This window comes from Pseudoalteromonas arctica A 37-1-2 (genome assembly GCF_000238395.3).
GTDB classification, from domain to species: Bacteria; Pseudomonadota; Gammaproteobacteria; order Enterobacterales; family Alteromonadaceae; genus Pseudoalteromonas; species Pseudoalteromonas arctica.
In genome coordinates this window covers 470,261-496,796 of the sequence record NZ_CP011025.1, presented here as the reverse complement: position 1 = coordinate 496,796, position 26,536 = coordinate 470,261, and the positions used below count along the sequence as shown (strand labels likewise).

Below are 26,536 nucleotides of genomic sequence, written 5' to 3'. Positions count from 1 at the left end.
CCACAACATAGTTGAAGAATCTCCTTAATCGACCTAGGCTAGTAGAGCTTATTTTACTATTGCAAACTTCCGACCTGTGAGCATATCCTCAGGGTCCAATGCATTTGGGTTATAAGATGAATTCTTCGTTACTTCATAAATAATAATATCTTTAATATCTTGTTTAAATGGGTTTTTTAGCTTTAGTGAATCTTTGTCATTAAAAAAATCAAATTTTTCATAAACTGCAATAAAATGTTTATTTTCAAGATATTCGTTACAACTTAGTGCTAATTTTAAAGCCTCCATCAGTAGATGTTTAAGTGCTCTATTTTCCCCTCGGCATGCAGCAAATAGCGCCATTGTAGTATGTTTACTTTCAAGCTTAGGTGGCTCATCAAATGGCATTTGCTTCACTAGGCCCATTAAATATTGGCGAAAGTACTTGCTGTCGTTCTTTAAGCTAAAGTATTCAAGTTTTCTTTTTCTAACTAAGCGAGAAGCCCATTGTGGTTCTTCAGCTATTTTTGCAGCCCAAGGCATACCAACCAGTACTATTGGCACTTTGGCTTCTTCACTAATAAACTTTAACCCATTTGCGATTTGTTGTCGTTCTTGTACACTTTTAAACTCTATTAACTCCTGAAACTCGTTAATGATGAGTAATTCAACCTGAGCTTTAATTAAGCTTTCTACAAGCTTTTTAGTAAGCTCTGTTTTGTAGCCTCGCTTTTTCATTTGGCTACTTCCGAATAGCTCCAGATCTGCCAGCATTTGGATTAAAGTTGCATCTAAGCCTTTACCTCTAGATATACGACTTATTAGGACTGGCATAGTGTTTCGACTATAATTCTGAGTAGCTAGAACTCTTTTTTTGTAGTGATTAATAGTGTGGCTTTTTCCAACTCCTGTATCACCAATTAAAAGCATACCTTGCTGATCTGATTGGAATTTACGGTTTAATCTTAATTCATCAAAGTCATTAAAAATTGCTTTAATTTGTGGGTGCATAACGATGCAATCGCTAAAGTTACGTAACTGTTCTATCTGTATTTCTGTTAAGGCATTCATTCAAATGCCTCTAAGTCATCATCCCAATCATCGAAAGCATCGTTACTAATATTTTTGTGCACAGGAGCTGCACTTTCTTCAGAGACCTTAATGGTACCCTTTCCTGTATTACTTACATCAGCTATTTGAGCCTGCTTTTTAACGGCCGTTATCTTAGCTTTAGTTTTTGATGCAATAAAAACCTCTTGCTCTTGTTTTACTCGCTCATGTATAGCCATGCGAGCTTTAGCCAAACCCAAACTATTTTTAGATTCCCTAATGGTTTCTCTGTTAACTTTTTTTATTGTTTTATGCTCATAAATACTTAACCCATCCGTATAACCGGTAGGGTCTGTACACGGTACTTCTAGGTAGCTTTCCAGTTCTTCTAAGTAAACATAAATTTTTGAAATATCATCAGGGTCGACTTTAATCAGTTTTTTTAAAGTTTCTTTTGTTTGGGGATAATGTTTTCGATAATCAGCTAAAGCAGTCGAGTCATACATTAGCTCTTGATATTTTATACCATTTCTAGTTAACGTTCTTGAGTCTGAGATGCGCATTAGCATAGTAAAACGCGCCTCATCCTCTTCATTCATAGTTAAAGGAGGATAAACATCAAATCCTTGTTGCCATCGCTTAATTGGGATACGAGTTTCACGTGAGTTACTATCTTGGTGGTATACGTCTACAATCCAGCGGTGAAATTCTTCAACAAAAGTTGAGAAACGCATAATTGCATCTTTCTCAGGTTTGTATTCTTCTTTTTCTAATATATTTGAAAATGTTTTACCTGGAACTTCCGGCAAGAAATATTGGTTCATCACACCAAAAAAACGCTCTATAAATGGTTTGAGCCAGGGCTTGCGTACGGGGTTATATTGAATATTTATTCCTGCAGACTGACAAGCATGCTCTAAGTTTTTTGACCAAAACTCAGCACCATTATCTACTACTAAATTTTCAAATTTACCAAAGCAAGGCCAATCATTTTGTAGTTGTATATTCAGAGCATCAAGTGACTTTGGCTTAATCGCATGAGCAATAGCCTTAGCCGCAGATACATACGAAGGAGATTTATAACTAAGATGAAAACCAAGAACGCAACCACTAAATACATCAATAAGTAATGTTAGGTAAGGCCTTCCTATAGGGATAAGTAACTCATCATCAAGTAGAATTAAATCAAGTGGGGTATGATCAATCTCTACACGCTCTAATATTCTTGTAGGGGGTACATGAGCAGCACAGTAAGCAAACCATTGATCTGCTTTAAATTTACCATGTCTTGCCACAGCGACAGCATATGGGGGTATTGCTTTGATTCTTTTATTAAAAGCTGTGTAAGATATAATTGGAATCTTACCTTCAACAATACTCTCATTTTCAATAACAATAAGGTCTTTATAGTACTGGTAGGCAGTTGCTATGGTAGGCCTTTTAGCATCTAAAAAACGCTCTAATGCTTTATCAAAAAAACTCTCATCGCCTTCTATGCGTTTGTTTCGGTTACCCATTTTATGGTTCTTAACCACAAGAGAAGCTAGGTCACCATTACTTTCGATGTATTTTTTACGCCAACGAGCAACAGTCCGCCAATTTGGCCGAGCTTGCTCATCTTCTTTAAAAATCTCATCTAAAATAGGATCTAAATTTCGCTGGGTCCACCCAGCTGACAGCTTTTTATCTATAGAGATAATTAGTTTATACCTTTGTAGCGCTTCGTTTTTTAAAGTATTTGAAAAGGTATCCAAATCACGCTTGATTAAGTTAGCGTCATCTAATTTGAGATATCGTGTAGGTGTTTGCGGTTTGAGTGGCGCTAACGATTCATTAAATTCATCGAAAAAATCTGTCATGGTGTAACCCATAATGTTGGGTTATTACTTAGATCATCATCCTCTAAATCTGCTTTCAACAAACCTTTATGAAGCAATGCATATAAAAAAGACCGTGCTTCACCAATTGACAAATTAAATTGAGATTTTACATCAACTAAGTTTATTGCTCCTGATTTATTAATAAAATTAAGCATTTCACTCTGAATATTTTTAATACCGTAAACACCCGAGTATCGATGCAATAGCTTAAAGTTATTCAAAGCAAGTCCTTTTGTAATCTGGTTTTCAGTTACTAAAATCAACTGAACGCCCATTTTTAGACAAGCGGCTCTTTTTGCAGAGAACCTTTCTCTAAATAAAGGCTCAGCTGTTTCTGTTTCATACTTATACTCATGATATTTTACACATTTATCTTTGTATACGACTACCGTGTCAGGGGTATAAGGCAAGCTTTTACCCATGAACTCATACTTAAAACCCTCTGGTTGACTACCATAGCTTTCGATTAAATCGTTATATTCATTATGAAAACAAGCATTAAACTCTAATGTACTTTCACACATAATTACATTGCCAACTTTAGTGCTAGCAAATTTGAATACATTCTTATTAGGGGAAGGTTTTCTTAAGTTACGTATATACATGCGCTAAACCAGTATTTTTATTATCATCGTATACATAATATACAAATAAAAAATGGTTATGTCACACTATGCTTAAATAAAAATATAAGTTCATGATAGTAAATAAATTTATTTTCCCTGCATTTTCTTAAGTAAGTTTTATGTCAAAGTATGGTTTAATTATGTCACAGTATGCTTGTATTATGTCAAAGTATGGTTTCAGCGACATAAATTCTAGGGATATAACGCCGATTTGTTTTGATGCTTAAACCATTGCCGCTTTTACATAGACATCAAAACGGTTCTTTTTGGTTTTGATCTGCATACTTGGAGTTTTTTCGTTTAAGAATGGAGCGTAATCGGGGCGCTTTACAACAACACGCTTACTGGCAAGTGGATAGGCAAAATCAAGTAGGTCGTCAGCGTCGTTGTCTGCACCAACAAGCTCTTGGAATACGCGCATTTCTTTTTTAACTAATGCTGATTTTTCGCGATGCGGGAACATGGGATCTAAATAAACAACATCAGGCATGCTTTCGCATTGAGAGAGCAAAGTATGGCTTGAGCCAAATATTAGGCTCATGTTTTCTTTCATCCACAAACCAATTTCAATATCGCTATAGGCTCGCTTTAAACCATCGTATAAAAGTGCAGCTACAACCGGGTGACGTTCATGTAATATAACTTTGCACCCTAGCGAGGCAAGTACAAAACCATCTCGCCCTAAACCAGCGGTAGCATCAAGTACAACAGGCGTTGCGCCTTTATTTAAACCCACTGCTTTGGCAATTGCTTGCCCTTTACCACCGCCAAACTTACGCCTATGGGCGGCAGCACCGGTTACAAAATCAACGTTAATTGCACCTAGTTTAGGCTCGTCGGTTTTAAATAGACTTAACCCTTTATCATCGTAATGTAAGCTAAAGCCACTGCAATTTTGCGCCCATTGGGCTAAACCAAAGCGTGTTTCTAATTCATTTAAATAAGGGCGTAACTCTTTAAAAGCACACTGAATAACCACAATAAACTCCGACGATAAAATACGCCTGTAGTATATCAACCGCTTTACTTTAAAGCACTAAAATAGCTCTATATCACTATGATGATTCGTATTGACCTTTGCGGCTTCCGCTTTAGTACGTAAATTAGATATAAGTTCATTGCGGCTTTCGGCAACTTGTTTAAGCTGATATTTGATAAAGGCTAAATCACTATTAGCCGATACAAATAACTGCATTGTTTGATCCAATTGAGATATATATAAAGTGAGATCCGCAGGATTAGCTTGTGTTTGTTGTAGCTTAATAGCGCAGTCAAGTTCATGTAGCTGCTCTATAAACTCTTTAGTACTTTTGTTTTGCTCTACATTTTGAGTAGTTAACTGCTTAACAATATCTTGAAGGGCTGTACTTATTTGAGCTGCCTGCTCATAACTGCTTTCGCTTCTTTCCATGGTAACCCCCTGTGTCAGGATAGTTGTCGCCTCTAACTTTTAATAGAGGCAGATAAAATGAGACGTCGATTTACACAAGAATTTAAAGTTCAAGCTGTTGAAAAAGCATTATCTCAATGTGATGATGTTCGCCTAGAAGATATTGCGCTTGATTTAGGCATCGGTTATTCAACCTTGCAACGATGGATCGCGCTTGCTAAAAACCATGAACTTGAAACTAAAAATAATGGTAGTCACATGACAACAGAAAAACGCCCTCATGACTGGAGCTTAGAAGAAAGGCTTAACGCCATTATTGAATGTGCGAGTTTAGATGAAGCAGCTCTTAATGAATATTGCCGTGCTAAGGGGCTTTACCCGCATCATATTAAACAATGGAAGCAAGATTTTGCTAAAGGGCCTTCAACGAAGCCCGTAAAATCAGACAGTAAACAGCTCAAACAAGAAATTAAGCAGCTTCAAAAAGAGCTTAATCGTAAAGACAAAGCGTTAGCAGAAACAGCCGCCTTACTCGTACTCAAAAAAAAAGCAGATGCGCTTTGGGGTTTCAACGAGGACGATTAACCAGCTCAACTGAGCGTCATGAATTGATAAAGCTCATTACCGACGCGCAGAAATCAGGGGCAAGGCAAGAAAAAGCATGTGAGTTACTTGGTCTAACGGCAAGAACAATTCAACGCTGGATTGAAGCTGATGATATGACAGATAAGCGAACAAGTACGATAAAGCGACCACCTAACAGGCTAACTGAATTAGAGCAACAGCGTATAATTAAGACGGTTAATTCAATAGAATATGGGCATTTACCACCCAGCAAGATAGTCCCTAAACTATTGGATAAAGATGTGTGGATAGCATCAGAAAGCTCGTTTTATCGCGTTATGAAATCGCATAAATTATTAACACACAGAGAAAAAGTTAAACCAAATAAAAAGATAAAAAAGCCAAAAGCGCTCAGGGCAACACGTGTAAACGAAATTTATACATGGGATATCACGTATTTGCCAACAGCTGTTAAAGGTCAGTTTTTATACTTATATTTAGTGATGGATATTTATAGTCGAAAAATAGTTGGTTGGCAGGTTCATGACACACAACTAAGCACACTGGCGGCTGATTTAATGGTAGATATTTGCAGGCGAGAGCAGGTAAAGCCTGAGCAAGTCACGTTGCACTCGGATAATGGCAGTCCAATGAAAGGGGCAACGTTATTAGCGACATTGCAGGAGTTAGGTATTGTTCCTTCATTTAGCCGACCGTCTGTGAGTAATGATAATCCTTATTCTGAATCGCTATTTAAGACGTTAAAGTATCGCCCGGAATACCCTGAGAAAGCCTTTGAAAGCATGGGTAGCGCAAGAAAGTGGGTTAGCGGATTTGTTGATTGGTACAACGATGAGCACTTGCACAGCGGTATTAAATTTGTCACGCCAAACCAGCGTCATTTAGGATTAGATAAAGCGATACTAGCGAAACGTCATCAGGTAAATGAGATGGCGAAATTACAGAATCCAAGTCGTTGGTCAGGAAAGTCTCGAGATTGGACGATGATCAATGAAGTAAATTTAAATCCAGAGAAAAAAGAAGCAATGCGGGCGGCATAAAATTTAATTTGATGCGACAACTAACTTGAAAAACTCCGATAACAACCTTCTCGTTGGTTACTTCTAATATATGCGGGAACAGATCTTTGTAGCGCCCATACAAAGCATCATTATCAACTGGCATATTTTTTATCAAAAGGGACACTTTGGGGTAATTAATGATAGTGCTGCTACCAATATCAACAAATCGTTGAGCATTTCGATGTTGCTCAAGCAGCTCTTGCTCTAACGGGCAAACACCACTTTGCTGGCTGTAAAAAATACCTTTTCCTTGATACCAAAACACCACCACAACATCTAAATTTAAAGGAGCAAAAAAGGTAAAAAAGTATTCACTCAACGATTGAAAGTTATTAGCGTGATAACTTTGTCCAACGTAGCGCATTATACGTCCCATATCGCCTGACTCTGTCATTGCCATTTCAGCTGTTTTATTCGCTTTTACTATATCCAATTTTAGTTTTGCGCATTTTTGCCTATATTCGTAAAGTACCTTTATTCGCGCTATTAACTCTTCTGCATTAAAAGGTTTTGTAATGTAATCAGATGCGCCGACGCTATAACCTTTTACCCGATCGCTTAGCTCTATTTTAGATGAGAGAAACATAACGGGAATATCCTGAGTATTTTGACTTTGCTTTATTGTTTTACATACGTCATAACCTGACATACCTGGCATTTCAATATCGAGTAAAATAATATCTGGGTTGTATTTATTGGTTAGCCTTAATCCTTCATCGCCATCTTTTGCATGAATTATTTTACAAAACCCTGCTAAAGACTCTTCAATTATATGATGAACATACTTGTCGTCATCAATTGCCAATACCAACTTTGCCATGCCTTAGTCCATTTTATTAGGTGTGCTAAAAGCATAGTACGGTAGGATGAAATTACTAAAAATTATTAGATAATAATTTTAAAATAATAAAAAAGCGCCATTAAGGCGCTTTAATTTGGTTTGTGCTAAATATTAATTTTTAAACAGCAATACCGCTATGGCGTAGTAACGCGTCAACATTAGGCTCACGACCACGGAACTTTTTAAATAATTCCATTGGCTCTTCGCTACCGCCTTTTTCTAAAATATTTTGCATGAAGGCTTGCCCTGTTTCAGCGTTAAAAATACCTTCTTCTTCAAATTTAGAAAATGCATCAGCAGAAAGTACTTCAGCCCATTTATACGAGTAGTAACCTGCACTATAACCACCGGCAAAAATATGGCTAAAACCATTTTGAAAACGGTTAAACTCAGGCGGTTTAACGATTGATGTGCGGCTACGTACATCGTTTAGTACTGCTTGAATTTGGCATTGCTCACCCACTTTGTAATCGTTATGGATTTTAAAATCGAATAACGAAAACTCAATTTGACGTAGCATTTGTACGCCTGAGTTATAGTTTTTAGCCGCTAATAATTTATCAAGTAACTCTTTAGGTAACGGCTCACCCGTTTCATAATGACCTGAAATAAAGCTCAGGGCTTCTTCGTCATAACACCAATTTTCTAAAAACTGACTAGGAAGCTCTACTGCATCCCACGCTACACCATTAATGCCAGCCACTGGCGCGGCATCAACTTGTGTAAGCATGTGGTGAATACCATGACCAAACTCATGAAATAAAGTAGTTACTTCGTCATGAGTAAACAGCGCCGGTTTATCGCCAACCGCCTTATTAAAGTTACACACTAAATAAGCCACTGGAGTTTGTAGTTCGCCGTTAGCGCGTACTTTACGACCCATACAGTCGTCCATCCACGCGCCGCCACGTTTGTGGTCGCGTGCATATAAATCGAGATAAAAACGTCCGCGTAGAGTATTGCTACTATCTACAATTTCAAAAAAGCGTACATCTTTGTGATAAGTATCAAAGTCAGTAACTTCTTTTACGCTAATACCAAATAAGCGATTAACGGTTTCGAATAAGCCGCTAAGCACTTTATTTGCAGGGAAGTAAGGACGTAGTACTTCGTCTGAAATAGCGTACTTTTCTTGCTTAAGTTTTTCGCTGTAGTAACCAAAATCCCATGCTTCTAATTCAGAAATACCGTGTTTTTGCTCAGCATACGCTTTTAGCTCGGCCACTTCTTGCTCTGCTTGTGGTTTTGATTTAGCCGCTAGGTCTTCTAAAAATGAGAATACTTGTTCTGGTGTTTCGGCCATTTTAGTCGCGAGTGACTTTTCAGCGTAGCTGTTAAACCCTAGTAACTGTGCAAGTTCATGGCGAAGCGCAAGCTCTTCTTTCATAATATCAGAGTTATCAAACTCACCGGCGTTAGGGCCTTGATCTGATGCGCGCGTAGAAAACGCGGTGTAAGTTTCTTTGCGTAATTCGCGGTTATCTGCGTAAGCCATTATTGGTAAATATGATGGAAAATCGAGTGTAAATAACCAACCCTCTAATTCTTTACTTTTTGCTGTATCAGCTGCAAGTGCAAGAGCCGATTCTGGCAAGCCTGCTAAATCACTCTCATCAGTAATATGCTTGTGCCAAGCAAGTGTGGCATCCATTACGTTGTTACCAAATTTTGAGGCAAGTTCTGATAAACGCGCGCTAATTTCGCCGTAGCGTTTTTGCTGCTCTGCCGCCAGAGCAATACCCGATAATTTAAAATCGCGTAGCGCATTAGTAATTGTTTTTTGTTGTGCTGTAGTCAGCGTTTTAAATTCGTCACTGTTATAAAGCGTATTATACGCGTTGTATAAACCTTGGTGCTGACCTACAAATGTTGAATATTCAGATATTAACGGTAAGCACTGCTCGTAAGCTTCACGTAATTCGTCGTTATTCATTACTGAATTTAAATGCGATACAGGGGAGAACATGCGCGATAATTTATCGTCGGCTTCTTCAAGGGGTAATACTAAGTCATCCCACGTATACGAGCCTTTAGCTAACACGTCATCAATGGCTTTACGACAAAGCTCGATACCGTCTTTTAGTGCTGGTACTACGTACTCAGGCTTTATTTTTGAAAATGGTGGTAAGCCTTCAAGGCCAATTAATGGGTTGCTCATAAATACTCTCTTTGCGTTAATGCATTACATTTTAAATTGGGTCTAAAAGTAAAAAAACAACTCAACTGCTTTTAAGTTGTGTAATTTTAATATGGTTGCTCCAGAGCAAAACACAAATAACTCATTAGTGAATCAGCCACTTTATAACGCTCTAGTACCGTATCAACTAAATTATTGCTACATACTTGTTTTTGAGTAAACGAGCTAATGGCTGTAAAGTCTTTTCGTTTGAGCTCATCTATTAAGGGATGAGCTTTTTCAAAACCTCTTGGCGGGCGTTTTAGCGATTCTCCTGACATTTCAAATATAGATTTAAATTGCTCATCATAAATTGCTTTTTTATAGCTATTTGGGTTTTCATCTATGCAGGTTCTAATTGCGTTAAGCGCCTTTGATTCTGGTCGCCAAATACCAGCACCTACAAAACATTCGTCATTTGCTAAGTGAAAGTAAAAACCCGGGGCATGTACGTCTTTTCCCATAAAATGGCGAAATTGAATCCCTACATTAATTTTATACGGGGTTTTATCTTTACTAAAACGCGCGTCTTTATGGATTCTCATTAAACTACCGCCCACTTTTTTATCTGATGCGACAAAATGGCTAGAAACCTCAGCAAGTGGTGCTTGCATTTGCCTAATGAAATCTAAAGCGGGCTCTCTTACGTATTCCTCATACTGTGATTTATGGTCGTTAAACCAGTCTCTATTATTGTTTTTATCAAGCTGAGCAAGAAATTCGAATGTTTTTTTACTAAACATAGGTCACCTAAACACTCTTTATTTTTAAAACTTAATGTTATGCTAATGCGCATAAAACTCAACGCCTAAGGACATAAAATGACACAACACTTTGATTATATTGCAATCGGTGGTGGCAGTGGTGGTATTGCCTCTGCAAATAGAGCGGCAATGCGTGGCGCTAAAGTAGCACTTATAGAAGCAAAACACATGGGCGGCACATGTGTAAACGTGGGCTGTGTACCTAAAAAAGTAATGTGGCACGGTGCTCAGGTTGCCGAAGCAATTAATTTATATGCCCCAGATTACGGCTTTAATGTTGAAGTTAAAGGCTTTGATTGGAGCAAACTAGTAGAAAGCCGTGAAGCCTACATTGGCCGAATTCATAAAGGTTACGACAGTGGCCTTGCTAGCAATGGCGTTACTGTAATTAAAGGCTTTGCTAAATTTGTAGATAATAAAACAGTTGAAGTAAACGGCGAGCACTACACAGCCGACCATATATTAATTGCAGTAGGCGGCCGCCCAAGCATTCCGCATATTGAAGGTGCTGAGCACGGCATTGATTCAAATGGCTTTTTTGAGCTTAAAGAGCAACCTAAGCGCGTTGCCGTTATTGGCGCAGGCTACATAGCCGTTGAGCTTGCTGGTGTATTACATGGTTTAGGTACTGAGACACATTTATTTGTACGTAAGCATGCCCCTCTTCGTAGTTTTGACCCATATATTGTAGATACGCTTGTTGAAGTAATGGCTGCCGAAGGCCCTACTTTACATACTCACTCTGTACCTCATAAATTAGTTAAAGAAGATGATGGCTCTGTAACACTGCATTTAGATAACGGCAAAACTCATAACGTTGATCAAGTTATTTGGGCCATTGGCCGCGAACCAACAACCAATGCGATTAACGTTGCAGCAGCGGGCGTAGAAGTAAACAGCAGTGGTTTTGTAAAAGTTGATGAGTATCAAAATACCACAGCTAAAAATGTATACGCGGTTGGCGATATCATCGAAAATGGTATTGAACTTACACCGGTAGCAGTTAAAGCAGGGCGTACTTTATCAGAGCGTTTATTTAATAAAGAACTACCAGATGATTTAAAAATGGATTACAGCTTAGTCCCTACTGTTGTATTTAGTCATCCACCTATTGGTACTATTGGTTTAACTGAGCAAGAAGCTATTTCTCAGTACGGCGAAGAAAACGTTAAAATTTACCAATCTGGTTTTACGGCTATGTACACAGCGGTAACTAAACATCGCCAGCCTTGTAAAATGAAGCTTGTATGTGCCGGCCCAGACGAAAAAGTAGTTGGCCTACATGGTATTGGTTTTGCGGTTGATGAAATGATTCAAGGTTTTGCAGTTGCCATGAAAATGGGCGCTACTAAAGCTGATTTTGATGCCGTTGTGGCTATTCACCCGACAGGTTCTGAAGAGTTTGTTACTATGCGCTAGGCGCTAAACTCTAAGCGCTCAATTATAAAAAGCCCTTGTTAAGTAATTAGTAAGGGCTTTTTAATGCTTGTTATATTTTGCACAACAAACCACTTAAAACGTCACATTAAAAACATCCATTCAACATTAAATAAACATCCAAGCCATTATTTTAACAGCAAAAATTTTAGACCGATAAAAAGGTTAAAAGTTTAAATTTTGTTTTGGCTTTAAAGCATTTTAACGATTAGAATCCCGCGCATTTATAGTTTCTCTTGGTTATTTATGTTTTTACTGCGATCTTTTATTTATTTATTATGCCTAGCGGGTGTTGCTCATTTAATTCAACTTGAAGGTTTTGAATTAAAACAGTATGCACTTTACAGTGAAGAAACTCTTACCGAACATATGCAAGATGTTTTAACTTTTTTAAGTTGTATTTTATTTTTTTATGCTTCGCGAATTAACTTTCAACTCAAAATACCAGCTGTATTACTAGCTGCGTTATCTGCAATGATGTTTGTGAGAGAGTTTGATACCTACCTCGACTTATACTTTTTTGATGGCGCTTGGCAAAGTATCGTCTATTCAATTTTAGCTGGCGTGTTTGTTTATTTAATAACAAACAGAGGAAGTATTTTTAACTCTTTAAAAGCCTATAGCCTCACTCCTAGTTATGGAATTTGCTTATCAGGCATGGTTACTTTACTCGCATTTTCGCGAATGATGGGCAAAGGCGCATTTTGGCATTCAGTAATGGGCGATGACTACGTACGTGCAGTAAAAAACATTGTTGAAGAGGGTATAGAAACGCTTGGCTATACTCTAATCTTTATTTCAGCCATTGAGCTTGTACTCATATGCCGAAAAAGAATGGCTAAAAATCACAAACATTGCACTGATGAAGTAACTCAATAGCGTCGCTCCATTTTTATTGGTTACTTTTTTTGCACTAAATTTGCTAATTGGTTTAATAAATCAATATACTGAGCCTGTTTTTATCAACTCGCGTTTAATTGGATATTATGACTAAAGATATATTGCTGCATCCGTTTCTTCTTTCAATTGTAATGATCACAATTGCATTTGTACTAAAAGTACTTGTTGATAAGCTGGCTAAAAATCGCGCAGAAAAAAAAGAAAAAGATATTCGTTACATCGCACACAATATTAAGCATTTTATTAATTTTGTAATGATGATATCGCTGCTATTTGTGTGGTCTACCGAAATTCAAAACTTTGCACTTTCTATTGCTGCTTTTGCTGTAGCGATTGTGCTTGCAACGCGTGAGTTTATTCAGTGTGTAATAGGCTTTTTTTACCTCGTAACAACCCGCCCGTTTAGAGTCGGTGATTGGATACAAGTTGGTGATTATTTTGGTGAAGTAGCTGAAACGGATTGGATAAAAACAACCATGCATGAAATTGATATACATACTTATCAATTTTCTAGAAAAACCATATACATACCTAATAATAAGCTGATTACCAGCTCTATTAAAAACTTAAACTTTGTAAAACGCTTTGTTACACATCATTTTATTATTGTCCGAAGAGAGAGCTTTAATCCGTACCCTATTCACGACACATTAACTGAGCAAGCTAAGCTGTATTGCGAAGAGTTTCAAGAAGTAGCAAGCCGTTATAATTCGATGATTGAGCGTAAACTTGATGCAAAAATATCTGGCCCAGAACCAGTAATTCACTTTGGTACAACCGATTTAGGTGAATTTAAAGCAAGCTTTACCTTGTTTTGCCCAACAGAAAAAGCGCTTGAGATAGAGCATAAATTAACAGAGTGCTTTTTTGCATTATGGTATAAAGAGGCTGAAAAAAATAAAGAGGATGAAGGAGAGGTATAAACCCCACCTTCATTAAAACAAAGAGCGCGAACTTACTTCGCGCTCATAGAGTCCAGCTTAAACGTAAAAAGCGAGGTGTAAAAACCTCACCTACAATAAACATCAAGCACGTAGGTGCGAATTCACTTCGCGCTTGAGTAATACTTAAGCTGTACCACCAACTGTTAACCGATCAATTTTAAGGCTTGGTTGGCCTACGCCTACCGGTACGCTTTGACCATCTTTACCACAAACACCAACACCTTTATCAAGTGCTAAGTCGTTACCAACCATAGATATTTGCTGCATTACTTCTGGTCCATTACCAATAAGCGTTGCGCCTTTAATTGGTTGGGTAATTTTACCATTTTCGATTAAATACGCTTCTGATGCGCTAAATACAAACTTACCTGAGGTTATATCAACTTGTCCGCCGCCAAAGTTAGGCGCGAATACCCCTTTTTTAACTGAGCTGATAATATCGGCTTGGCTGTGCTCACCACCTAACATGTAGGTGTTAGTCATGCGAGGCATTGGTAAATGCGCATACGACTCACGGCGTGCGTTACCTGTAGGGCTTACACCCATTAAACGCGCGTTTAGCTTATCTTGCATATAGCCTTTTAAAATACCGTTTTCGATGAGTACGTTGTAAGCGGCTGGTGTGCCTTCATCATCCACATTAAGTGACCCACGGCGATCGGCCATGGTGCCATCATCAACAACAGTACACAGCTCAGATGCTACTTTTTGGCCCACTTTACCACTAAACGCAGACGCGCCTTTGCGGTTAAAGTCGCCTTCAAGTCCATGCCCTACTGCTTCGTGTAAAAGCACGCCAGGCCAACCATTACCAAGTACAACTTCCATCGTGCCTGCAGGGGCATCAATAGCCTCAAGATTTACTTTAGCTTGGCGTACAGCTTCTTCAGCAAATTCCATCCAACGTGGTTTACCATCAACAAGTTCTTTAAAGTAACCATAATCTAAACGTGCACCACCACCTGCGCCACCGCGTTCACGGCGACCATTTTTTTCAAGCAGCACTGAGCAGTTTAAACGAATAAGCGGGCGAATATCGGTGGCAAACGTACCGTCACTTGCTGCGATTAATACTTCTTCGTATACCGCCGACATTGAACTAATTACTTGCTCTGCATCGGGTGCTAGTTCACGAATATAGTTTTCAAGTTCGCGTAATAAACTCACCTTGTCGGTATCGCTCATACTCGAAATTGGCTGATGCGGTGCAAACTGCTCTTTAGCTTTAACATCACTAAATACTTTAATCGCTCTATCTTCGCCAGCATCTGCAATGCTACGAGCCGCTGTAGCCGCTTTATTAAGCGCTTCGAGGTTTATTGCATCAGAGTAAGAAAATCCTGTTTTTTCGCCGCTTACAGCACGTACACCAACGCCACGTTCAACGTTATAAGAGCCTTCTTTAACTAAGCCGTCTTCAAGCACCCATGATTCGTGGTGGCTTGATTGAAAATATAAATCGGCATAATCCACTTTATGCTGATGTATGTAAGCGAGCGTTTTTTCGAGCTCTTCTCTATTTAACTGGCTGTCTTGTAGTAAATGCTGTTCAACCGAATTCATAATAAATGCTCTCTAAATCGTTGATGAGACTGCACGGGCATATCTCGTCTAATTTTTTGTAACTGGTCTAAATCTGCGTTGCAGCTTATAAAACCGGTGCCTGTTGGCAATTCACTCAGGATACTTCCCCAAGGCGAAATAATAATACTGTGGCCATATGTTTGTCGGCCATTTTCATGTGTACCGTACTGAGCTGCTGCAACTACATAACATTGTGTTTCTATTGCGCGAGCTGCTAATAATGGCTGCCAATGCGCTTGTCCTGTGACGACTGTAAATGCACTTGGTACTAAAATAATATCGGCGCCTTGGCGTACTAGTTCGTTGAATAAGCCACTAAAGCGCAGATCATAACATACTGTTAAGCCTATTTTACCAAAGGGAGAATCAACAACAACCACATCGCTACCTGCTTGGGTAAAATCTGACTCTCGATAGCTACCTGTTTGATCATCTACGTTTACATCAAATAAATGTATTTTGTTATACGTTGCAACCAGCTCGCCTTGATTATTATATAAGTGCGATGCTGCATAATATTTATGTTCGTTAAATGGCTCAGGCATTGTCCCTGCATTTAACCAAATATTATGGTGTTGGCACAATTCACTAAGTTGTAGCTTGTATCGCTCAACTTGCTTAGCAACACGTAACGTATCGTTACCACTTTTACTAAACACTAAAAAAGCCTCAGGCAAACAAACAAGTAATGGTCTTGTTGCGGGGAGTGTTTTAAGTGCGCGCTTTAAGCTTGCAATGTTGTCATCAGGGTTTAGCCCTGAACACATTTGCAGGGCAACTATTGTGGGAGTGCTTAGTATTTCAGTTTTGTTCATTGCGTTACTGTTACTTGTGCATCTTTAAGTTTTAAATCGACTGATGCTTGTGGCTGATTTTGCGCAGCTTGAGGAAGCGTAACTTCACGACTTTTTCTGTCGAGTTCTTGAACAATAGGATCGTTCATTTTACCCGTTACTTTAAAGTTGATCTCTGAGATGACGCGCGCAGAATGAATAACTTTATCAATTGCTAAGGCAGCAAGCCCTGTTACTGGGTTTACCATCCATGCAACTATAACCGGAATACTCGAGGTTACCTGCGGCGCTACAGCAAGGTCATAATCTATATCAAACGTGTTTAAATTTGCATAACCTTTAATGGTTAAATCGGCGGGTACGCCGTCCATTTTGGTATCTTTAGTGTAAGCAATACCGTTTTCTAACTGCATAGTGCCTTGCATGCTGTTATAAAAAAAGCCCTTTGAAAATACATCTCTAAAATCAAGTTTCAGCTTGCGTACTAATGAATCAAGGCTCAACAGCGAAAATACGCGTGCCCCGCCATCGCTAACTTCAGTTAAGTGACCTTCTCCTAAATCCCAAGCTATCTCGCCACTTAAACTTTTCACATCAAAATCATAAGGTGCTGCTTGCCAAGTAAGATCATAATTTAGATCGGCTTTTGAATCTTTAATCGCGGAGGTTATATCAAACTCACCAAACAGTGCGCCTATGTCATCACTTTTAAGCTCGCCACTTAGCGTTGTTAATCCATTTTGCCACTGCCCTTTAGTGCGCAGTACATGATCGCCTTTATCGACTACGAGTTCTGATATTGATAAACGCTCTCCATCTCCTAATAATGACGCACTCACTTTATCAAGTTGGTAGCGGTCAATTTTGCAATCACTACATTCAAACTCAATGGCAGGTATTTTAGTAAGCCAGCTCAAGTCTTTCTCAGGAAGTACATCTGTTATTTCAAGTGCTTGCTCATTGTGCGGTGCAAAATTAAGCCTTAAGTAATCGGCATTAATTCGTATGGGCTGGCTAGGCTGTGATGTAGGAATAAAAACCCCAGCTCTAAGTTCTTTAGCATTCAGCTTTAGGTATAAATCGTCTTTTGATGGTGCTAAACGCATTTCAAAATCATTAAAAATGATGTTACTCGCATCAAGTAAACCTATATTTGCGACCACCTCATTAAGCGGTGGCATAATCCCTTTTGATTCTTGATCTGGGTTTGCTTTGCCAGCTTTAATTATTTGATCAATCAGATCAAACCAAGGCACTAATTCACTCTGTTCTAGATTTATATTTACGCTTAAATCTTTTTGGTTTAATCCTAAATCTTGTTTTCCGAGCACAAAATGGACATTGCTAAACTGTGATTTACCATTTTCTAAAATAGCATTAAAGTAAAGCTGTTGATTAGCGTTTGCTGTTATGAGATTAGAAATGTCATCACCTTGTACTATTGCATCAAGCGCCCACACTTGTTCACTATTTTTATTATAAGGTGCAGGTAGATTACTTGTTAAACCAAGTAGCTCCGAAGTAACTTGGGCGCGGTAATTAAAACCTTGTTCTTCAAAATTAAGTACTAAGCCAACATCAACATCACTTTGCCCGCTTAAATAATTTTTTAATATACCTTGCCCACTATCTATTAGTGTATCGGCGTCAATTTTGGCGTTTATATCTATGTTTGCTTGGTAATTTTTTGCATCACTTTTACTGCTGTAATTAATAGTTAGCGGCATGCCCAACCATTTCGCAGTCGCATTTTTAAGTGTGATATTGTCGTTTTTAAAATTAAGCTCGCCAGTTAAGTTTTTAAGCTCAATTCCTGGCGTTGCTATAAATACTGGCAAGTCATTTAAATTAACCTTGCCGCTAACACTGGCCCCACCTTTAAACTTTGAGCCTACTAAAAGCTCAATACTGGCATCGGCTTCGCCTTTGCCCTGCACAACTTTAAAAATTTCAGCAAGAGGTTTGGCAATAGGTGTCGCTGCAAAAAAGTCATGTAACTTTTCCATTTGTGCTTTTTTATCAATTTGCACAATAAGTTCATCAGCATGCATTAAATCTGCAATGCTTACCTGTACACTATTACCAATATCTAAATTAACCAACTTACCTTGCTGGCTATATATGTCCATACGCTCATTATTAAAATGCAGCTGTACATTGGCATTGGTGACCAAAGGCCAATCAGGATCAAACTCATAGGTTGCGTTGTCTACTTGCGCTAGTACACCAAATTGGCCACTGCCATCGGTGAATGGAAAACCAGATAATGGACCTGCAAATAAGACTTGTGCTTTAGATACTTCTCCGCCTTTAATTGCCCCATTTAAATAGCTAACGAGCTCAGGGCTCATTGCTTTTAATGGGAAATAATGACCTGCAATTTTGGCATCTGGGGCGAAGGCTTCAGCGTAAAGATCTAATCGAGGATCATCTGTTAGACTAATTTGTAATTCTGCAGCAAGAATGACGTCATCATTATCAAACCATATATTGTCACTACTTATATGCCAGCCATCATCTCGCTTAGCTAAATCTAGCTCTACATTTAGCTGATTATAATTTATGTCGTTACTAAAGCTTTCGCCTGTAACTAATGTGCCATTTTCGCCAAATAAATTTATTCGACCACTACTTTGATTAAGTAAACCATTTACTCTAAGTCCTTGTGCTGCAGGTACCGACCTTAATTCTTGCCAACCAATATTGTCAGCCTCAAACCATAATTGCCATTGCTGTGCATTGGAAAAATTTAAATAAGCTTGATCTATTTGCCCGCTAGGTTGGCGCTCTAAAAATGGTTCAAGTGCATTAAAATTACTTAGCCCTGCTAGGTTACTCAGTAATTCAAAATCAACCTGATGGAGCCACACTTCATTTGTCGTACCTAGTTGAGCTTCAAACTCTAAACTTGGCCATGCTTTATCGTTACTATTAAATGTTAAACCGGTGCTTTTTAAGTGCCAGCTATTTTGCTCGGGATATAGATGGAATCCACCTTCACTCAAGCTAACTTGTTGGCTTTGCTCTTCTCGCTGCCAACGCACAAAGCTTGGTAGCCATTGCATTTTTATATCGCTTACAAAACCTTTATCTAGTTTTAGCCACGCTTGTAAATTAATATCGCTATACAGTTGTTGCTTTTGCGTATTTATATATTGCGCTAACCAGTTAGATACATCGACTTTGTTAGCCTGCACATAAATGTCGCCCGCAACTTGCTCTAGGGTATCGCCAGTAAGTGCTATTCGCGCATCAAAATCACCGACCGAAATACCCGGCAATGCTAAGCTCCCACTACCAAGATGCTGCTCATCTTCATTTTGCCAAACAATATTTTTGAGGAGTAACTTACGCTCTTTACCGTCTTCTAGAACAAAGTTAATACTGGAATTTTCTATTGCAAAATGACCCGTTTTACCCAAAAACAGTTCTTCAATTAGCTCTTTTTGCTCAAAAGAGACTTCGTCGTTGTCACCGGTTTTAAATAAATTGGTGATATTTACACTGGTATGAAAACCATTAATAACAAAATAATTAGATCTAAGTTGCAGTGCTTTTAAGCTTTCCCATAAGTTTAGCTCTAAGCTGGTTTTAGCAATGGTGAGTGATATTGGTGCAGTTTCGTTATCTTTAAACGATAAATTCTCTAGTACTAATGCAGGACCACTGCCATGCCAACTTGCTGATATTTCGCCAATAGATAAGCTTATTTCAAACTTTTCGTGTAAATAGCTTTCTATATTACCTTTGTATTCGTTTGCATACGGGAGGGTATATTTTAAAATTGAAACAATAACGGCCAGTAATACCAAAATTATGGCGCAGGTCTGCCATAACTTTCTAAAACAAAAAAAACAGACCGCTTTTGCTTTCATTACATCATTACCACATCAAACTGTTCTTGGCTGTATAAGCTCTCTGTTTGAATATTGACTTGCTTACCAATAAATAGTTCAAGCTCGGCAAGGTTATGGTACTCATCGTTTAGTAGGGCTTCGCTCACAGCAGGCGCTGCATATACCATAAACTTATCGGCAGCGTATGCTCGGTTAACACGCACTATTTCACGTAGTATTTCGTAGCAAACCGTTTCAACTGTTTTTTGCGAACCACGACCAGAACACGCAGGACATACATCACATAAAATATGTTCTAAGCTTTCGCGTGTACGTTTACGTGTCATTTCAACAAGCCCAAGTGCTGAAAGCCCATTAATATTTGTTTTAGTGCGATCTTTTGCGAGTGCTGATTCAAGTGAATGTAATACTCGGCGCTTATGATCCTCACTTACCATATCGATAAAGTCGATAATGATAATACCGCCTAAATTACGCAGCCTAAGCTGGCGAGCAATTGCAGAGGTTGCTTCTACGTTGGTATTAAAAATTGTTTCTTCTAAATTACGATGTCCTACAAATGCACCTGTATTAACATCAACAGTCGTCATTGCTTCTGTTTGGTCAATAATTATATAACCACCAGATTTTAGCGTGACTTTACGATGTAGTGCTTTTTGAATTTCGTTTTCAACGTCAAACAAATCAAATATAGGTCGCTCACCTGGATAGTATTCGAGTACTTGAGACAGTTGTGGAACAAACTCTTCAGTAAATAACTTTAGCTCTTCATGAGTAAGTTTAGAGTCAACACGAATGCGTTCCATATCTTCGCCTACATAGTCACGTAGGGTTCTAAAGGCAAGCGTTAAATCTTCGTGTAGAATACTGGCCTTACTGGTTTTTTTGCGACGAGCCGTAATTTTTTCCCACAGTTTTCTTAAAAAACCGGCATCGTGTCGTAATTCTGCTTCGCTAGCGCCTTCGGCTGCTGTACGTACAATAAAGCTGCCATTTTCATCGCCATATTCTGCGACTATTTTTTTAAGGCGTGAACGCTCTTCTTCAGTTTCAATGCGCTGACTAACCCCGACATGGGTCGCATCTGGCATAAACACTAAATAGCGAGAAGGAATAGTTATATCAGTGGTGAGTCTTGCACCTTTTGTGCCTAGCGGATCTTTTACCACTTGCACCATAATGTATTGGCCTTGACGAACTAACTCTCTAATGTCTTGTACTTTTTTTATTGGTACGTCGTCTACGCCTTCAACAATAGAGGCACTATTTACAATATCGGATGCATGCAAAAATGCCGCTTTTTCAAGGCCGATATCAACAAAAGCAGCCTGCATACCCGGAAGTACACGGCTTATTTTTCCTAGGTAAATATTGCCTACAATACCTAGATTACCAATTCGCTCTAGCTGTATTTCTTGCAGTACACCGTTTTCTATTAGGGCAACACGGCTTTCGCTCGGTGTGACATTGATCAGTAATTCTGTACTCATGTTACCTTCTTAAGAATGTTTTTAATAATTGTTCGGTTTCATATAAAGGTAAGCCTACAACAGAAAAATAGCTACCCGCAATGTGAGTTACAAAGCGGCCGCCTAAACCTTGGATACCGTAGCCACCGGCTTTATCTTGTGGCTCATCAGAATCCCAGTAGGTATTTATTTCTTCATCAGTTAAAGTTTTAAAGGTGACATCTGTGCTTACAACACAGCTAAGCACATCATTTTGCGTCGCAAATGCTACTGCGGTAAGTACTTGATGTGTGTTACCTGATAAACGTTTTAATGTGTGTATAAAATCGTTTTTATCACGAGGTTTACCCAGTGATTCGTTATCGATAACAACCACGGTATCACTACCAAGTACAGGGCGATCGGTATATCCAAGCTCTACACCGCTTTGGGCTTTCAAGCGAGCTAAACGCTCAACAAGTGCTCTAGGTTGCTCGTTTGGAAGTGGACTTTCATCTGCATCAACACTAAATTGTGTAAATTCGACACCTAATTGGCTTAATAACTCTTTACGACGGGGAGAGGCTGATGCCAAATATACTGCGGTAGTCATTACCTGATCCTAAAATGTCTGCGATATTTACGAAGTAGTAAGAACACCCAAAACCAACTAACCATTCCGGTTGCTACTGGCCATAAATACTGTGGATTAAAGTAAACCCCTAACAAAAAGTGATTTAGCCAAAACTGCATTAAATGATACAGCGTTAAAAACAAACCAATTAATAAGCTTTGTTGCCAAAGCGAAAAGTTACGAATTTTTTGAAAGTTGCTCGCGGTTACAAATATACATATTGAAAATGTAAGCGAGTTCACACCTAGCGGTGAGCCAGATGCTAAATCTATTAATAAACCAACAACCCAAGCAGTACCAATATTTAAACGATGCGGTACTGCCAACGACCAATACATAAGTACAAGTAAAACCCAGTCAGGTCTAAATGGTTCAAACGAAAAAGGGAGCGGCATTAATGCCATTATTAACGCAAAAAAGATGCTTAGCGCAATTAACAATGAATAACGGTTAATCATCGCTGATTTGCTCCTGTTGATTACGCCATAAAATAACCAGCAAACGAATGCGATCTAATTGCGCAATAGGTTCTGCAAAAACTTGTGCAAACGGGCGGCCTTCATCACGGTTTATTTCGGTTACTACAGCCACCGGGTATCCCTCAGGGAATGTGCCACCTAATCCTGATGTAACAAGTACATCGCCAATTCGCACATCTAAGCTGTGCGGAACGTGAGAGAGCTTAACGACGTTAATTTTACCTATGCCCTCAACAACCGTTCGTACATCGTTACGCAGTATACGCACAGGTGTGGCATGCGTAGTGTCGGTCATGAGTAATACGCGTGACGTAGTTGACCCTACTTTAGTTAATTGCCCCACTACACCCATCTCATCAATTACGGCTTGGCTTTCACTAAGTCCATCGGTGGTACCACGATTTATAACAACTTGATGGCTATACGGGTTTGAATGCACAGAAAGTACTTGAGCAATAATTTTACGATTTGATTGTTTTGCAGATGAGCCTAATAAGGCGCGTAGTTTTTGATTTTCTCTGGCTAGAAATTGATACTGCTGAAGTTGCTCGCTTTGTAGCATTTGCTTTTTTTTCAGCGCTTCGTTTTCAGTAAGAAGTTGCTCTCGCGTATGCAGGCTTTTAGCACTTAAGCTAAATAATTCGTAGGGTAAATTAGCAACATAAATTAGTGGGCTAACTAAGGTATTGAGGCTGGTACGAACAACGGTACCACCTTGCGTATATCTGTCTCCAACAATGAGTACGATACTCAAAAGCACTGCGACAAAAAGTCGCAGTTGCAAAGAGACTGTGCGTCCAAACATTAATTTCATTAGTCGTAACTAAAAACGTCACCACCATGAACATCTATCATTTCAAGTGCCTTACCACCACCACGTGCAACACATGTAAGTGGGTCATCGGCTACAACAACCGGGATGCCCGTTTCTTCCATTAATAAACGGTCTAAATCTTTTAGCAATGCGCCACCGCCAGTAAGTACCATGCCGTGCGCAGAAATATCTGATGCAAGCTCTGGTGGTGATTGCTCAAGAGCAACCATTACTGCACTCACAATACCCATCAATGGCTCTTGTAGGGCTTCTAGGATCTCGTGTGAGTTAAGTGTGAACGAACGCGGGACACCTTCTGCAAGGTTACGGCCACGTACTTCAATTTCGATTGGTTCATCAGTTTTAAACGCAGAGCCAATTTGATGCTTAATATTTTCAGCTGTCGCTTCACCAATTAAGCTACCAAAGTTACGGCGTACATAATTAATAATAGCTTCGTCAAACTTATCACCACCAATACGAACAGATGATGAGTAAACAACGCCGTTAAGTGAAATAATAGCAACTTCAGTTGTACCACCACCAATATCAACAACCATAGAGCCTGTTGCTTCTGATACTGGTAAGCCTGCGCCAATAGCTGCTGCCATTGGTTCTTCAATTAAGTAAACTTCACGAGCACCTGCACCCATTGCAGATTCACGTATTGCACGTTTTTCTACTTGAGTAGCACCACACGGTACACAAATTAGTACACGCGGACTTGGACGCATAAAGTTATTGTTATGCACTTGTTTAATGAAGTGTTGTAACATTTTTTCTGTTACAAAAAAGTCAGCAATAACACCGTCTTTCATTGGACGAATCGCTTTTATATTACCCGGTGTACGACCTAACATAAGCTTTGCTTCTGTACCTACAGATGCAACACTTTTAGGTCCACCAGCACGCTCTTGGCGGATAGCAACAACAGAAGGTTCATTTAATACAATGCCTTCGTCTTTTACATAAATTAGGGTATTGGCTGTACCCAAGTCGATCGATAGATCGTTAGAAAAAATACCACGGAGTTTTTTAAACATGAGGCTGGATGACCTTTGAAATACGTTCTTATATTAGCTGCCTCACTTTAACATGCTCAACTATATGAGCAATATAAAGCGCAGCGCCTTTGTGAATTTGTGAAAAAAGGAAGCAAAGCTTCCTTAATTGAGTTTTATCGTTCGCGAACTAAGCGAAAACCAATGTAGTTAGATCTAAAATCAGGCGCTAAAATTAAACGCGTAGATGCACGAGCAAGGCTTGGTGCAAAGTTCCACGCTCCGCCTCTTACTGCTACATCAGACTCACCTGATTCTTTATCGGTCCATTCCCATACATTGCCTACGGTATCGTATAATCCAAATGCATTTGGAGAAAAAGAACCTACTGGTGATGCACGTCTGTTTGACCATTCACTACCACACCAACCACAGTTAGCTAGGTTTTTACCAATTTCGTTACCCCAAGGGTATTCTGTTTCAGTTCCTGCGCGTGCTGCGTATTCCCACTCAACTTCGTTAGGTAAACGAAATTGCTGTCCTGTTTGACCAGATAACCACTCAGCGTAAGCTTTTGCATCGTTATAAGTTAAACATACAGCAGGAAAGTCACTGCCTTGCTCAAAACCAGGATTACGCCAATTTAAATTTGCTTCCCATACTGGTTCGCCATTTAAATAATACGCACACCCTTTATTTTTTTCCGCTTGAGTTTTATAACCTGTATTTGCTACAAACTTTTCGTAGGCACCCACGGTTACTTCTTTACTTTGCATAGCGAAAGAATTTGCTATTACTTTTTCAATTACTGGACGTTCATTAGCTAAACCATTGCCGTTAATATCGCCCATTTTAAATTTGCCTGCAGGAATAACGACAACCGGCGTTTCAACGTTTGCATTTAATACATTAACGTTTTCACTAACCTGGCGTGTTGTTACTTCTGGTTGCTCTCGAGTATAGGTCGGTGCAGCAATCGACTTAGGCTTTTTTACTAAATTTGCATTAATTGTTTGCGCTTTATTCAAATCAACACGTGCTTGATAAGGTTTATAACCAAGTTTACGTATTTCAATGTTATGAATGCCCGGCGGTAAACGTGTAATCAAGCGTGTTGAGCCAAAGCTTACACCATCGATAAACACTTCATCGTCGTATACGTTTGATCGTAATGTCAGCTCTACCGATTGATCCTTCTTCTTATTAAGGATAGAAGGGTAATCTTTTTTCACCGATGCAGGTTTAACTGAATAATCACGTACTGGCTGCTCATTTAAACGAGAAACCGACACTGTGTTGCTATTATCCGCGCTATTACTGAATGTTAACTGACTATCGGTAAATGTATTGTTATACGCTGGTTGATAAGCAGCCGTAAGTGGCGTGCCGTACTCAGAACAATAGCGGTTATCTATGCTTAATAAGCTACATAAACGGCTGCTATTAACTTCGCCGCGCATAGTTACACTTAAGTTAACGTTGTAATTACCTTGACCGCTAAATGCACTGTTAACTACATGGCTACTTAATATTTGTACTTGAGCGCCCGCCAAATTACGTTTTGGCTCAACAATGCGCTCTTCTGTTAGATTTGCAAAAATTTGATCAACAAAGCGTTTAGTTGCTTTTTGTAGACCCATTTGCTGACCGCGTTGCTCACATGCTGCTAGCGTTTCTGTTCGCTTACAGTTAATAGTGTGGTTAACCTCAAGCGTACCTTCACGTGTAAACTCGTTACGTAAACGCTCTACGCGGGCTGTAGTTAACTGCTCTTTTAAACTTTCTAATGTATTTAAAAGCGTATGCTTAGCAACACGAATTTGTTCTATATCTTTACGGTGGGATGCAATTGCCGCCAACTGCATAGAAATGTCATCTTTATTTTGCTTATGATCAATCACCGCTTTTTGATAGCGTGATTGAGCCGCACTAATATTAATAGTGGGATCGTCAATTAAACGACGGTACATTTCGTTCATCGCATCGAGCGCTTGGTTTTTTTCTTTATCTAGCTCTGTAGAACGAGAACGAAGTAGCTCTAATTGATTTTGTAACTGACTTTCTTCTTTAAGATGTTTTTCAAGTATTCTTGTCGAGTTATCGTATTCTGTCTGTTTAACACTAATCTCTGAGTCAATTCCAGTCACTGTAGCTGTGTCTTGTGCAAATGCACTACTAGCTAACAAACTAGCTGAAATTAACAGAGATAAAGGAGTAATTCGCATATATTCCAGTCCCAAAAAGCGGCAATTATTTGGTCGTTATTATTTTTTATAATTAAAGCCTTATGCT

General features: G+C 39.0%; 20 protein-coding genes and 1 pseudogene. 4 read left to right on the top strand and 17 right to left on the bottom strand.

What is annotated here, in order from left to right; genetic code table 11:
- Window positions 1–48: 48 nt before the first annotated feature.
- From PARC_RS02185 to PARC_RS02165, 5 genes are all read right to left on the bottom strand, one after another.
- On the bottom strand, window positions 49–1,050 hold the full coding sequence (locus tag PARC_RS02185; protein ID WP_010554087.1) for a TniB family NTP-binding protein: 1,002 nt from the start codon (window positions 1,048–1,050) through the stop codon (window positions 49–51).
- A complete protein-coding gene (locus PARC_RS02180; protein WP_010554086.1) occupies window positions 1,047–2,888 on the bottom strand; it encodes a TnsB C-terminal domain-containing protein in 1,842 nt (613 codons plus the stop codon). The genes PARC_RS02185 and PARC_RS02180 overlap by 4 nt, the downstream gene beginning before the upstream one ends.
- Window positions 2,885–3,514 carry a TnsA endonuclease N-terminal domain-containing protein gene (locus tag PARC_RS02175; RefSeq protein WP_024607401.1) on the bottom strand — a complete coding sequence of 210 codons (630 nt, stop codon included), beginning with the start codon at window positions 3,512–3,514 and terminating at the stop codon, window positions 2,885–2,887. The genes PARC_RS02180 and PARC_RS02175 overlap by 4 nt, the downstream gene beginning before the upstream one ends.
- 244 nt (window positions 3,515–3,758) lie before the next feature.
- Window positions 3,759–4,514 carry a class I SAM-dependent methyltransferase gene (locus PARC_RS02170; RefSeq protein ID WP_010554084.1) on the bottom strand — a complete coding sequence of 252 codons (756 nt, stop codon included), beginning with the start codon at window positions 4,512–4,514 and terminating at the stop codon, window positions 3,759–3,761.
- A 57-nt stretch (window positions 4,515–4,571) separates the two neighbouring features.
- Window positions 4,572–4,946, bottom strand: a complete 375-nt coding sequence (locus PARC_RS02165) for a hypothetical protein (protein ID WP_010554083.1) — start codon at window positions 4,944–4,946, stop codon at window positions 4,572–4,574.
- A gap of 57 nt (window positions 4,947–5,003) precedes the next feature.
- Here PARC_RS02165 and PARC_RS02160 point away from each other — a divergent pair.
- Window positions 5,004–6,550, top strand: a protein-coding gene (locus tag PARC_RS02160) for an IS3 family transposase (protein WP_096058043.1) whose coding sequence is annotated in 2 segments (ribosomal slippage) — window positions 5,004–5,463 and window positions 5,463–6,550 — 1,548 coding nt in all. Because the reading frame shifts where the segments join, the coding sequence is not laid out codon by codon here.
- Between the two features lie 40 nt (window positions 6,551–6,590).
- Here PARC_RS02160 and PARC_RS02155 read toward each other — a convergent pair.
- The 3 genes and pseudogenes from PARC_RS02155 to PARC_RS02145 form a co-directional block, all read right to left on the bottom strand.
- Window positions 6,591–7,391: pseudogene (locus PARC_RS02155) on the bottom strand (response regulator transcription factor); the annotation flags it as partial.
- A gap of 139 nt (window positions 7,392–7,530) precedes the next feature.
- Entirely contained in the window at window positions 7,531–9,570 is a 2,040-nt protein-coding gene (gene prlC / locus PARC_RS02150; protein ID WP_010553758.1) for an oligopeptidase A, read from the bottom strand.
- A gap of 86 nt (window positions 9,571–9,656) precedes the next feature.
- Window positions 9,657–10,331, bottom strand: a complete 675-nt coding sequence (locus tag PARC_RS02145; RefSeq protein WP_010553759.1) for a DUF2461 domain-containing protein — start codon at window positions 10,329–10,331, stop codon at window positions 9,657–9,659.
- Between the two features lie 78 nt (window positions 10,332–10,409).
- Between PARC_RS02145 and gorA the strand changes: the two genes are divergently transcribed.
- The 3 genes from gorA to PARC_RS02130 all read left to right on the top strand — a co-directional run bounded on the left by gorA (window position 10,410) and on the right by PARC_RS02130 (window position 13,612).
- Window positions 10,410–11,771: a glutathione-disulfide reductase gene (gene gorA, locus PARC_RS02140; protein WP_010553760.1), complete on the top strand. Its 1,362-nt coding sequence runs from the start codon at window positions 10,410–10,412 to the stop codon at window positions 11,769–11,771.
- A gap of 264 nt (window positions 11,772–12,035) precedes the next feature.
- Entirely contained in the window at window positions 12,036–12,668 is a 633-nt protein-coding gene (locus PARC_RS02135; RefSeq protein WP_010553761.1) for a hypothetical protein, read from the top strand.
- 107 nt (window positions 12,669–12,775) lie between these two features.
- Window positions 12,776–13,612, top strand: coding sequence for a mechanosensitive ion channel family protein (locus tag PARC_RS02130; protein WP_010553762.1), 837 nt, complete (start codon window positions 12,776–12,778; stop codon window positions 13,610–13,612).
- Between the two features lie 144 nt (window positions 13,613–13,756).
- Here the strand turns inward: PARC_RS02130 and tldD are convergent, their stop codons facing one another.
- From tldD to PARC_RS02085, 9 genes are all read right to left on the bottom strand, one after another.
- On the bottom strand, window positions 13,757–15,196 hold the full coding sequence (gene tldD / locus PARC_RS02125) for a metalloprotease TldD (RefSeq protein WP_010553763.1): 1,440 nt from the start codon (window positions 15,194–15,196) through the stop codon (window positions 13,757–13,759).
- On the bottom strand, window positions 15,193–16,032 hold the full coding sequence (locus tag PARC_RS02120) for a carbon-nitrogen hydrolase family protein (RefSeq protein WP_010553764.1): 840 nt from the start codon (window positions 16,030–16,032) through the stop codon (window positions 15,193–15,195). Before PARC_RS02120 ends, tldD begins: the two co-directional genes overlap by 4 nt.
- Window positions 16,029–19,886, bottom strand: a complete 3,858-nt coding sequence (locus PARC_RS02115; protein ID WP_010553765.1) for a YhdP family protein — start codon at window positions 19,884–19,886, stop codon at window positions 16,029–16,031. The genes PARC_RS02120 and PARC_RS02115 overlap by 4 nt, the downstream gene beginning before the upstream one ends.
- Window positions 19,886–21,358, bottom strand: a complete 1,473-nt coding sequence (gene rng, locus PARC_RS02110) for a ribonuclease G (protein ID WP_007586345.1) — start codon at window positions 21,356–21,358, stop codon at window positions 19,886–19,888. Before rng ends, PARC_RS02115 begins: the two co-directional genes overlap by 1 nt.
- A 1-nt stretch (window position 21,359) precedes the next feature.
- Entirely contained in the window at window positions 21,360–21,929 is a 570-nt protein-coding gene (locus PARC_RS02105) for a Maf family protein (protein WP_010553766.1), read from the bottom strand.
- Complete coding sequence (gene mreD / locus PARC_RS02100; RefSeq protein ID WP_007586341.1) at window positions 21,929–22,408, bottom strand: rod shape-determining protein MreD; 480 nt, start codon at window positions 22,406–22,408, stop codon at window positions 21,929–21,931. Before mreD ends, PARC_RS02105 begins: the two co-directional genes overlap by 1 nt.
- Window positions 22,401–23,243 carry a rod shape-determining protein MreC gene (gene mreC / locus PARC_RS02095; protein ID WP_010553767.1) on the bottom strand — a complete coding sequence of 281 codons (843 nt, stop codon included), beginning with the start codon at window positions 23,241–23,243 and terminating at the stop codon, window positions 22,401–22,403. Before mreC ends, mreD begins: the two co-directional genes overlap by 8 nt.
- Entirely contained in the window at window positions 23,243–24,286 is a 1,044-nt protein-coding gene (locus PARC_RS02090) for a rod shape-determining protein (protein WP_007586338.1), read from the bottom strand. Before PARC_RS02090 ends, mreC begins: the two co-directional genes overlap by 1 nt.
- Before the next feature lie 134 nt (window positions 24,287–24,420).
- Window positions 24,421–26,469, bottom strand: coding sequence for an SUMF1/EgtB/PvdO family nonheme iron enzyme (locus tag PARC_RS02085; protein ID WP_007586336.1), 2,049 nt, complete (start codon window positions 26,467–26,469; stop codon window positions 24,421–24,423).
- Between the last annotated feature and the right edge of the window lie 67 nt (window positions 26,470–26,536).